Source organism: Streptomyces longispororuber (assembly GCF_014656095.1).
Classification (GTDB): domain Bacteria; phylum Actinomycetota; class Actinomycetes; order Streptomycetales; family Streptomycetaceae; genus Streptomyces; species Streptomyces longispororuber.
The window spans coordinates 1-10813 of the sequence record NZ_BNBT01000212.1 but is presented as its reverse complement, the minus strand read 5'-3'; the positions used below and the strand labels follow the sequence as shown (position 1 = coordinate 10813).

10 protein-coding genes are annotated in these 10813 nt (G+C 72.7%); 3 read left to right on the top strand and 7 right to left on the bottom strand.

The window, feature by feature from the left end:
* From IE330_RS35760 to pdhA, 3 genes are all read right to left on the bottom strand, one after another.
* Positions 1–367: biotin/lipoyl-containing protein (locus IE330_RS35760; RefSeq protein WP_373314815.1), on the bottom strand; the 367-nt coding region annotated here is incomplete at its 3' end.
* A 12-nt stretch (positions 368–379) separates the two neighbouring features.
* Complete coding sequence (locus tag IE330_RS35755) at positions 380–1360, bottom strand: alpha-ketoacid dehydrogenase subunit beta (protein ID WP_190140348.1); 981 nt, start codon at positions 1358–1360, stop codon at positions 380–382.
* 2 nt (positions 1361–1362) lie between these two features.
* Entirely contained in the window at positions 1363–2628 is a 1266-nt protein-coding gene (gene pdhA, locus IE330_RS35750; RefSeq protein ID WP_190140347.1) for a pyruvate dehydrogenase (acetyl-transferring) E1 component subunit alpha, read from the bottom strand.
* 359 nt (positions 2629–2987) lie between these two features.
* Between pdhA and IE330_RS35745 the strand changes: the two genes are divergently transcribed.
* A complete protein-coding gene (locus tag IE330_RS35745) occupies positions 2988–3647 on the top strand; it encodes a response regulator (protein ID WP_308439073.1) in 660 nt (219 codons plus the stop codon).
* Positions 3648–3790: 143 nt separating this feature from the next.
* Positions 3791–4288 (top strand): pyridoxamine 5'-phosphate oxidase family protein, encoded by a 498-nt coding sequence (locus IE330_RS35740; RefSeq protein ID WP_190140345.1) that lies wholly within the window; start codon positions 3791–3793, stop codon positions 4286–4288.
* Positions 4289–4327: 39 nt separating this feature from the next.
* On the opposite strand, the gene IE330_RS35735 is transcribed toward IE330_RS35740, so the two are convergent.
* Positions 4328–5944, bottom strand: coding sequence for a protein kinase domain-containing protein (locus IE330_RS35735; RefSeq protein WP_190140344.1), 1617 nt, complete (start codon positions 5942–5944; stop codon positions 4328–4330).
* 363 nt (positions 5945–6307) lie between these two features.
* Between IE330_RS35735 and IE330_RS35730 the strand changes: the two genes are divergently transcribed.
* The gene (locus IE330_RS35730) at positions 6308–7936 is read left to right on the top strand and encodes a protein kinase domain-containing protein (protein ID WP_190140343.1); all 1629 of its coding nucleotides are present in this window, start codon (positions 6308–6310) and stop codon (positions 7934–7936) included.
* 133 nt (positions 7937–8069) lie between these two features.
* Here IE330_RS35730 and IE330_RS35725 read toward each other — a convergent pair whose 3' ends face one another.
* From IE330_RS35725 to IE330_RS35715, 3 genes are all read right to left on the bottom strand, one after another.
* The gene (locus IE330_RS35725) at positions 8070–8612 is read right to left on the bottom strand and encodes a bacterial proteasome activator family protein (protein WP_190140342.1); all 543 of its coding nucleotides are present in this window, start codon (positions 8610–8612) and stop codon (positions 8070–8072) included.
* Positions 8613–8730: 118 nt separating this feature from the next.
* Complete coding sequence (locus IE330_RS35720; protein ID WP_190140341.1) at positions 8731–9144, bottom strand: hypothetical protein; 414 nt, start codon at positions 9142–9144, stop codon at positions 8731–8733.
* A gap of 559 nt (positions 9145–9703) precedes the next feature.
* Positions 9704–10681 (bottom strand): NAD(P)H-quinone oxidoreductase, encoded by a 978-nt coding sequence (locus IE330_RS35715; protein WP_190140340.1) that lies wholly within the window; start codon positions 10679–10681, stop codon positions 9704–9706.
* Between the last annotated feature and the right edge of the window lie 132 nt (positions 10682–10813).

The following is a 10813-nucleotide window of genomic DNA, read 5'->3' as shown; positions in this document are numbered from 1 at the left end:
GCTTCCTGGCTGCATCCGCGGGCGCCGGGGGCTCCGCCGGCTCGGGCGCCGGCTCCGCGGCCGGGGCGGGCGGGGCCGCCTCCGGCGCGGGAGCCGCGCCCCCGGCCACGTCCACGGTGATGATCACCTGGCCGACGTCGACCGTCGTACCCTCCGGGAAGCGCAGCTCCCGGACCGTGCCGTCGAACGGGATGGGCAGCTCCACGGCTGCCTTGGCGGTCTCCACCTCGCACACGACCTGGCCGTCGGTGACGGTGTCACCCGCGGCCACGTACCACTTGAGGATCTCCGCCTCGGTGAGCCCCTCGCCCACGTCGGGCATCTTGAACTCGCGGACGGCCGAAGCGGTGTCAGTCATAGTCGTCACGACCCTCTTCCCTCAGTACGCCAGCGAGCGGTCGACGGCGTCGAGCACCCGGTCGAGGCCCGGCAGGTAGTCCTCTTCCACCCGTGCGGGCGGATACGGCGAGTGGAAGCCGCCGACCCGCAGGACGGGCGCCTCCAGGTGGTAGAAGCTGCGCTCCGTGATGCGCGCGGCGATCTCCGCGCCCGAGCCGAAGAACACCGGCGCCTCGTGCACGACGACCAGGCGGCCCGTCCTCTCCACGGAGGCCTGCACCGTGTCGAAGTCGACCGGCGAGACCGAGCGCAGGTCCACGACCTCCAGGGACTTGCCCTCCTCCGCGGCGGCCGCGGCCGCCTCCAGGCAGGTGCGCACCATCGGGCCGTACGCCACCAGCGTCGCGTCCGTGCCCTCGCGGACCACCCGGGCCTTGTGCAGCGGGTCCGGGATCGCGTCGGTGTTGACCTCGCCCTTCTCCCAGTAGCGCCGCTTGGGCTCGAAGTAGATCACCGGGTCGTCGCTCTGGATGGCCTGCTGGAGCATCCAGTACGCGTCCGACGCGTTCGACGGCGTGACCACCTTCAACCCCGCCACGTGCGCGAACAGCGCCTCCGGGGACTCGCTGTGGTGCTCGACCGCGCCGATGCCGCCGCCGTACGGGATGCGGATGACGACCGGCACCTTGACCTTGCCGAGCGCCCGCGCGTGCATCTTGGCGAGCTGCGTGACGATCTGGTCGTACGCCGGGAAGACGAAGCCGTCGAACTGGATCTCCACGACCGGGCGGTAGCCGCGCAGTGCCAGGCCGATGGCCGTGCCGACGATGCCCGACTCGGCGAGCGGGGTGTCGATGACGCGCTCCTCGCCGAAGTCCTTCTGCAGGCCGTCGGTCACGCGGAAGACGCCGCCGAGCTTGCCGACGTCCTCGCCCATGACGAGGACCTTCGGGTCGGCCTCCAGGGCCGTGCGCAGCGATTCGTTGATCGCCTTGGCGATCGGGAACTTCTGTACGGCCATGATTACTTGACCTCCCCGCCGGCCACGGCGTCCGCAGGTGCGTCCGCGAACGACGCCTGGTAGGCGGCGAACTGGGCGCGCTCCTCGTCGACGAGCGCGTGTCCGTCCGCGTAGATGTTCTCGAAGATCGACATCGGGTCCGGGTCGGGCATCGCCCGCACCACGTCCCGCACCCGCTTGCCCAACGTCTCGCTCTCCGCCTCGAGTTCCGCGAAGAACGCCTCGTCCGCGTGGCCCTGCGCCTCCAGGTACGCCCGCAGCCGCTTGATCGGGTCCTTGACCTCCCAGGACTCCCGCTCCTCGTCGCGGCGGTAGCGCGTCGGGTCGTCGGAGGTGGTGTGCGCGCCCATGCGGTACGTGAACGCCTCGATCAGCGCCGGTCCCTCACCCGCGCGCGCCCGCTCCAGGGCCCACTTGGAGACGGCGAGACAGGCGAGCACGTCGTTGCCGTCCACGCGCACGCCCGGGAAGCCGTAGCCCTGGGCGCGCTGGTACAGCGGCACGCGGCTCTGCTTCTCGGTCGGCTCGGAGATCGCCCACTGGTTGTTCTGGCAGAAGAACACCACCGGCGCGTTGTACACCGCGGAGAACGTGAAGGCCTCGGCCACGTCGCCCTGGCTCGTCGCGCCGTCGCCCAGGTACGCGACCACCGCGCTGTCCGCGCCGTCCTTGGCCACGCCCATCGCGTAGCCGGTGGCGTGCAGCGTCTGCGAGCCGATGACGATCGTGTACAGGTGGAAGTTGTTCCCGTTGGGGTCCCAGCCGCCGTTGTTCACCCCTCGGAACATGCCGAGCAGCAGCGTCGGGTCCACGCCGCGGCACCAGGCGACGCCGTGCTCGCGGTAGGTGGGGAAGACGTAGTCGTCCTGGCGGGTCGCCCGGCCCGAGCCGACCTGCGCGGCCTCCTGGCCCAGCAGCGACGGCCACAGGCCCAGCTCGCCCTGGCGCTGCAGGGTGACGGCCTCGGCGTCGAAGCGCCGGGTCATCACCATGTCCCGGTACAGGGCGCGCAGGTCCTCGGGCGTGAGGTCCGCGACGTACCGGTCGTACTCGGCGCTGACGACCCGCTCCCCCTCGGGCGTCAGGAGCTGTACCAGCTCGGGCTGCCCGTCCCCGGCCTTCCTGGCGCTCGCGCCCTTCTTCGTGCCGGCGCTCTTCGCGTCGGCAGCGGTGCTCTTGGCGCTCGCGCTCTTCGAGCTCGCACTGGTGCGCTTGCCGCCGCTGCCTGCGCGGCGCGGCGTACGCGCGGCGGTGCTTTCCACGGTCACGTGTGCTCCTCCGTCGGTCCGGCCCCCGGGGTCCACCGGGAGGCCAGTACGGCTCGCCCGATTCCAGCCCGTCGCACGGGGTGGGTGCGCTCAGCCGGGATAAGGCGTGACAGTCGTCCCGGCGAGCACCCTTCTCCAAGCACGGTACCCAGTGCGTCCCAAAACTGTGAAACCCCGTCTGACCTGCGATGTTGCTTGGATTTCCAAGTAAATTGTTCTAGGAAATCCAAGAAAATCGCTAAAGCCGGGAAACACTTCCTGGTCACGCCACTGATCACAGCCTGGCAGGGGGCCGGAACACCGGCACGTTATCCCGGGCACCCCGGGCACGGGAAGACTTGATGTGTGACACTGACACCGTGCGCGAAGAAGGAAAAATCACGGTATTCCTGCTCGACGACCACGAGGTCGTCCGGCGCGGAGTCCATGAACTGCTCTCGGTGGAGGCCGACATCGAGGTGGTCGGGGAGGCGGGCACCGCCGCCGACGCGCTGGTCCGCATTCCGGCCACCCGGCCCGACGTGGCCGTCCTCGACGTGCGCCTTCCCGACGGCAGCGGGGTGGAGGTCTGCCGTGAGATCCGTTCGCAGGACGACTCCATCAAATGCCTGATGCTGACGTCCTTCGCGGACGACGAGGCCCTCTTCGACGCCATCATGGCCGGCGCGTCCGGCTACGTCCTCAAGGCCATCCGCGGCACCGAGCTGCTGACCGCCGTACGGGACGTCGCGGCGGGGAAGTCCCTGCTCGACCCGGTCGCCACCGCCCGCGTCCTGGAGCGCCTGCGCGACGGCGGCGGCGCCCGGGGCGACGACCGCCTGGCCAACCTCACCGAGCAGGAGCGCAAGATCCTCGACCTGATCGGCGAGGGCCTCACCAACCGCGCCATCGGCGAGCGGCTGCACCTCGCCGAGAAGACCATCAAGAACTACGTCTCCAGCCTGCTGTCGAAGCTGGGCATGGAGCGGCGCTCGCAGGCTGCGGCCTACGTGGCGCGGATGCAGGCCGAGCGCCGCTGACGCCTCCCCGCGGGTCGCGGGGCCGTTCTCCGTCCGGCCCGGCCGGGCCGCGCGCTTCCGGGACGCGTTTCGGGACTTACGTCCCCCGGGGTACGGGGCGGGGTCCTCTTCTGCGCCCGGCGCGGGTGCCGCACGGTGGGACCATGCCCTCCGCATCCGAGCGCCAGCTCGCCTTCGCCCTGCTCCGGCGCACCGACCACGGCCGGGTGGCGACCAGCATGCGCGCCCTGCCGTTCCTCGCGGCGGCCCGCCACATCGTGTGCGACGGGCACCTGCTGCTGCGCATGCACCGGGGCTTCGGGTACCACGACGCGTGCCTGGGCAGCGTCGTCGCGTACGGAGCGGACAACCTGGGCACAGCCACGGCGTCCGAGGGCCAGTGGACCGTCCAGCTCGTCGGCCTCTGCGAGGGGGCCCACCCCACTCCTGCGGAACTGGCCCGCTTCGGCCCGCCCCCCTGCTACGTGGACGGGGAGCCGTACGACGCGGTGTACCTGCGCCTCATCCCGCGGACCAGCACGGTGCACACCCTGTGCTCCGCCACCTCCCTCGCTCCCGCCGCGGGCGAGTGGTCCGCGCGGGGGGCGGCACGGGCGGGCACGGCCCACCTCTTCCGGCCTCGGCCCGGAAGCGGTCACTGACCGGGGAGAACAGGCCCGAGGAGGATCACCCGGAGCAGGTCACTCCGGGTCGCCCTCGCCGCCCTCGACACCGCCGTCGCCGCCCTCGGTACCGCCCTCGCTGCCGCCGCTGTCGTCCGGCGGCGTCACCGGGTCGGACGGCTGCGTCGGCGGATTCGTCGGCTCGGTCGCGGGGTCCGTCGGCTCGGTCGGCGGGTCCGTCGGCCCCGTGGTCGGCTGCGTGGGCTGCGTCGGCTGCTGCGAGGGCCGCTGGGACGGCTGCGTCGGCCGCTGCGTGTAGTCGTCGTTCTGGCCGCCGGTCGTGCCGCCGCCCGGCTGCGTCCCGGGGTCCTGCGACTTCTCCTCGTCGGCGCTCTTGCTCGGCTTCTTCTCCTGCGACTGCTTCGTCGTCGGCGTCTTCGGGGGCTCGTCGTCCTTCTTGGCCTTGCCGTCGTTCCCGGACAGCGCGAAGGCGATGCCCACCGCGATCGCCACCACCGCGAGCACGGCGAGGATCCACAGCTTGCCCGCGCGCCCGCGGCCGCCGCCGTCCCGGTGGCCGCCGTCGAAGCCGCCGTCGTCACCGCCCGGCGGGCGCAGCATGGGGCCGGGGATCTGCGCGGTCCCGGTGTCCCCGGGGTGCTGCATCGCGGTCGTACCGGCGACGCCCATGACGGACGTGTGCCCGCCCTCGTGGCCGGGGGCCGCGTCGACCGGCCCGGTGCTCCAGGTCCCGGTGTGGCTGCCCTGCTCGGCGAGCATCTGCAGCCCGTACTGGACCAGGCCGCGCATCTCCTCCGCGGTCTGGAAGCGGTCGTCGGGGTCCTTGGCCAGCGACCGCATGACGAGCCCGTCGAGCTCCGGCGGCGCCGCGTCGGACACCTGCGACGGCGGGACGGGGGTGTCCTGCACGTGCTGGTAGACCACGGACAGCGGCGTCTCGCCGGTGAACGGCGGCCGCAGCGCGAGCAGTTCGTACAGCAGGCAGCCCGTCGCGTACAGGTCGGACCGGTGGTCGACGGCCTTGCCGAGCGCCTGCTCCGGCGACAGGTACTGCGGCGTGCCCATCACCATGCCGGTCTGCGTCATCGTCGTGGACGCCCCGTGCAGGGCGCGCGCGATGCCGAAGTCCATCACCTTCACCGCGCCGGTGTTGGTGATGGACACGTTCGCGGGCTTGATGTCGCGGTGCACGATGCCGTGCTGGTGCGAGTAGGCGAGCGCCTCCAGGACCCCGGACACGATGATCAGGGCCTGCTCGGGCCCAGGGGCCTCCGCGTTGAGCAGCAGGTCGCGGATCGTGCGGCCCTCGACGAGCTCCATCACGATGTAGGGGACGGAGTTCCCGCCGATCAGGTCCTCACCCGAGTCGTAGACCCCGACGACCGCGTGGTGGTTCAGGCCCGCCACCGACTGCGCCTCACGCGTGAAGCGCGCCTTGGACACGGGGTCCTCGGCGAGGTCGGAGCGGAGCAGCTTGACCGCGACCGTACGCCCCAGGCGTACGTCCTCGGCGGCGAAGACCTCGGCCATGCCGCCCCGGCCGAGTCTGCGGGTCAGGCGGTACCTGCCGTCTCCGACAAGTCCGCCGTTACCCCACATTTCAGGCGCGTCTGACATACCGCCGCCAGTCGCCTCGGGGTCGGACGGGCCCTGAGCGCGCTGCGTCTGTGCCATCAGTCCTCGCCGTCGTTCTGATCGTGGTCCGCCCGTGGTGGGCGTGTACCGGATGCGTGATGGGAGCGGTACGGGGTACTCCGCCGTGCCACGCTACAGCCTTCCCGGGGCATGCCGGTCCGAGGTGGACCGGCCATCAAACCCGCCGGGGGCCCGCCGGAGCAAACTTGTAACGCTTCCGAGACGCTTCTTGCGCGTACGGTCACGGAACGGGCACCGAGCTTGACGTGACATCGCCCTCGGGCAGACTTGGCCAGGAATAGCGGCTCGATCACTGTCCTGCGGACACCTTCGATCGCAGCCCGAAGCCACAGTCACAGCCGCGGCGCCGTCTCGCGTCCGCGCCGATGGGGGACGCACGACATGAGCCAGGACGGCGCTCAGGGCCGGTACGCGGGCAGTTCGCTGGCCGGCGGCCGCTATCAGTTGCGCGATCTGCTCGGCGAGGGCGGAATGGCCTCGGTGCACCTCGCGTACGACACGGTGCTCGACCGACAGGTCGCGATCAAGACACTCCACACCGAGCTGGGCCGTGAGCAGTCCTTCCGTGAGCGCTTCCGCCGCGAGGCCCAGGCCGTGGCCAAGCTCACGCACACGAACATCGTCTCGGTCTTCGACACCGGCGAGGACGACCTCGGTGGCACGGCGATGCCGTACATCGTCATGGAGTACGTGGAGGGCAAGCCCCTCGGCTCCGTCCTGGAGGCGGCGGTCCGCCAGCACGGCGCGATGCCCACCGACCAGGCGCTGAAGATCACCGCGGATGTGCTCGCGGCCCTGGAGATCAGCCACGAGGCGGGGCTCGTCCACCGCGACATCAAGCCCGGCAACGTGATGATGACGAAGCGGAACGTCGTCAAGGTCATGGACTTCGGCATCGCCCGCGCCATGCAGTCCGGCGTCACCTCGATGACGCAGACCGGCATGGTCGTCGGCACGCCGCAGTACCTCTCGCCCGAGCAGGCCCTCGGCCGCGGCGTGGACGCCCGCTCCGACCTGTACTCGGTCGGCATCATGCTCTTCCAGTTGGTGACCGGACGCCTGCCCTTCGACGCGGACTCGCCGCTGGCCATCGCGTACGCGCACGTCCAGGAGGAGCCGGTCGCGCCGTCCTCCATCAACCGTTCGCTGCCGCCGGCCGTGGACGCCCTGGTGGCCCGCGCGCTGAAGAAGAACCCGAACGAGCGCTTCCCGACCGCCGAGGCCATGCGCGACGAGTGCCTGCGCGTCGGCCAGTCCTTCCAGGCGGCCGCGCCGAGCATCGTGGCGGGCGCCCCGACGGCCAGCGGCGCGGGCGTCGGCTCCGCCGTGTTCCCGCCGGTCGACACGGCCGCGCCGCAGCCGCAGGGCGGCGTCCAGACGCCGTACCAGCCGGGCCCCTACGGCCCGGCGACCCCCACGCCCCAGGCCGGGTACGGCTACCCCCAGCAGGGCTACCAGACCCCCGCCCCCACCAACGCCTACGCCCCGGGCCCCCAGGCGGCCTCGACCCCGCCCCCGTACACCATCTCCCCGCAGTCCACCACGGCGACGGCCCCCGCCGGCGGCGGAGGCGGCCGCAAGCGCAACCTGCCGGTCGTCATCGGCTCCGTCGTCGTCGCCCTGCTCGCCATCGGCGGCCTGATCACGGCCCTGTCCCTGAACGGCGACGACGACGGCGGCAAGGCCAAGGAGACGAAGAAGCCGGTGGCGGGCCACCGGGGCCCGGACCGGACGAAGACGGTCGAGAAGACCCTCTGCACCGAGCCGGACACGGCGTACAACGACCCGAACAAGATCAAACTGCCGGACTTCACCTACAAGGACTGGCGATCGGTGCTGTCCTGCCTGCAGGCGGCCGGATGGAACTACGACAAGCAAGCGGTCAACGAGAACACGTACGGCGAGGACATCGTCATGGGCCAGATCCCCAAGGGGGGCTCGGACGTGGACCCGAAGAACGTGCAGATCACCTTCCAGATCTCGACGGGCAACCCGCCCACCACGTCCTGACCGTTCACCGGCGCGTGGCCCGGCGCGGGCCGGTGTTCTCCTCTCTTCCCCCCCCCGCATACCGAGGGGCCCGGTACGCGTCGCGCGTACCGGGCCCCTTCGTATGCGGTCGGCGGGCTCTCCCCTGGTGGGGCTACAGGTACGGCCCCCCGCTGCGGCCCGCCACGCCGCCCTCCTCGTCGTCGTCGCCCACGCGGACGCCCGGCGGCAGCGCGCGCCGCATCTGCTCGAGCTGGGCCCGGGCGGCCATCTGCTGCGCGAACAGGGTCGTCTGGATCCCGTGGAAGAGGCCTTCGAGCCAGCCCACCAACTGGGCCTGCGCGATGCGCAGCTCCGCGTCGCTGGGCGTCGACTCGTTGGTGAACGGCAGCGACAGACGCTCCAGTTCCTCGACCAGCTCCGGTGCGAGCCCGTCCTCCAGCTCCTTCACCGAGCTGGCGTGGATCTCCTTGAGGCGCACACGGCTCGCCTCGTCCAGAGGCGCCGCGCGCACCTCCTCCAGGAGCTGCTTGATCATGCTGCCGATGCGCATGACCTTCGCGGGCTGTTCGACCATGTCCGTCACCGGGACCTCGCGGGCGTCGTCGTCGCCTCCGCCGCCGAGCGCCATGCCGTCCTGGCCGACAACCAGGACCTGGGGGTTCTCCGGCGACCTTTCGTTCCTCGGCATCTCCATGCCGCCATTCTCTCGTACCCGTTCCTCACACCTCCGTGGTGCCCCCGTACACCGGTGATCCACCCTGTACGAGGCCCTCCGCCTGTCCACGTGGCGCAACGGGCGCCCCGGCCCCGGCTCAGCCGCGGCGCAGCCGCAGCCCCAGGAAACCGAGGCCCAGGCCGATGAGGACGAGCCCCGCGCCGAGCGGCAGGACGCGCAGGCCGGGGATGGGCGGCCCGGTCGCCCGGCCGCGGACGGACTGCCCGGTGGTGTCGCCGGGGTCGGCCGCGGGCGGCGGCTCCGGCCGGGGCCGGTGCTCGCGGGCCGGGGGCGGCAGCGGGCGCCAGCCCCGCGGGTCGGGCACATCCAGCGCCCGGGCCCGGCCGGGGCGGGGCCGCCCCTCGCCCGCGCGGCTCCCGGCGAGGGACACCTCGTCGTAGTACGCGGCCGAGGGGGCGGGGGACGGCTCGGCGGCGTACCCCGGCGCCGGGGCGAGCAGCGCCGCCGCGAGTACCGCCGCGCACGGCGTACGGAGCAGCCATGAAGTCACCGCACGGACCCCTCCCGGTGCCGGGTCGCCGTCCTAGGCGGACGGCCAGGCTCAAGGTCGTGCGGCCAGCCTCACACGCCACCCGTGATCCGGCACGTCGAAGCACTCCGACGGCACCCGCGGAACGACCCCGAGCGGCGAGCCTCCAGCCCGCCCGGCGGCACCCGCAGAACGACGCCGAGCGCCGAGCATCCAACCCACCCGGCGGCACCCGCAGAACGACCCCGAGCGCCGAGCATCCAACCCACCCGGCGGCACCCGCGGAACGACCCCGAGCGGCGAATATCCAGCCCGTCCGGCGTTTGAGGACGAGGCGCGGAGCGCCGATGAGCGGGGGTCCAGGGGGCGGCAGCCCCCTGGTTACGGGAAAGGGGCGGGTCTGGGGCGCCCCCGCGAGGGCACCCACCCGCACCCGACACCCCGGCCCCGGCCCCGGGCCCCGGCGGAGGCCACGGCCCCGCCCAGGGCCAGGGCCCCGGCCAGGCCCCGACGAGGCCCCGGCTGGGGCGGCTGGGGCCGACTGAGGCCCGGCCAGGACCCCGCTGAGGCCCGGCCACCCCTAAACGCTCAGCACCACCTTCCCCCGATGCCCACCCTCCTCCAGCACCCGATGCGCGGCCCCCGCCTCCCGCAACGGCACCACCTGATCCACCACGGCCCGCACCGCCCCGCCCTCCAGCAGCGGCCACACATGCTCCCGCACGGCCGCGATGATCGCGGTCTTCTCGGCGACGGGCCGCGCCCGCAGCGACGTGGCCATGACGGCCCCCCGCTTCCGCAGCAGCGCGCCGATGTCCAGCTCGCCCTTGGCACCCCCCTGCATCCCGATGATGGCGAGGCGCCCGTTGACCGCGAGGGCCCGCACGTTCCGGTCCAGGTACTTCGCGCCCATGATGTCCAGGATCACATCGGCCCCGGCACCGCCCGTGGCCTGCCGGACCTCCTCGACGAAGTCCTGCTCGCGGTAGTCGATGAGCACGTCCGCGCCCAGCTCGCGGCAGAACGCCAGCTTCTCCGGGCCGCCCGCCGTCACCGCGACCCGCGCGCCGAGGGCCTTCGCGAGCTGGATGGCCATGGTGCCGATCCCGCTCGCGCCGCCGTGCACGAGGAGCGTCTCGCCGGGGCGCAGGTGCGCCACCATGAACACGTTCGACCAGACCGTGGCCGTGACCTCCGGCAGCGCCGCCGCCGTCACCAGGTCCACGCCCTTCGGCACCGGCAGGAGCTGGCCCGCGGGGACGGCGACCTTCTCCGCGTACCCGCCGCCCGCGAGCAGCGCGCACACCTCGTCGCCGACCGTCCAGCCCGTCACGCCGGGGCCGAGCGCGGCGATCCGCCCGGAGCACTCCAGGCCCGGATAGGGGGACGCGCCGGGCGGCGGGTCGTAGAAGCCCTGCCGCTGCAGCAGGTCCGCGCGGTTCACGGCGCTGGCCACCACGTCGACGAGGACCTCGCCCTCGCCGGGTACGGGATCAGGGACCTCGGCCCACTCGAGCGCCTCGGGTCCACCGGGTTCGGAGATCGTGATCGCATGCATGCGGGCGAGGCTACTCCGGCGGCACCGGAGTCGGCCGGTGCCGCCCCACGGTCGCGCGCGAGGGCCCCGGCACGGTCGCGCGCGAGGGCCCCGGCACGGCCGCGGCCGCCGGTCCCCGCGCCGCGGACTCCC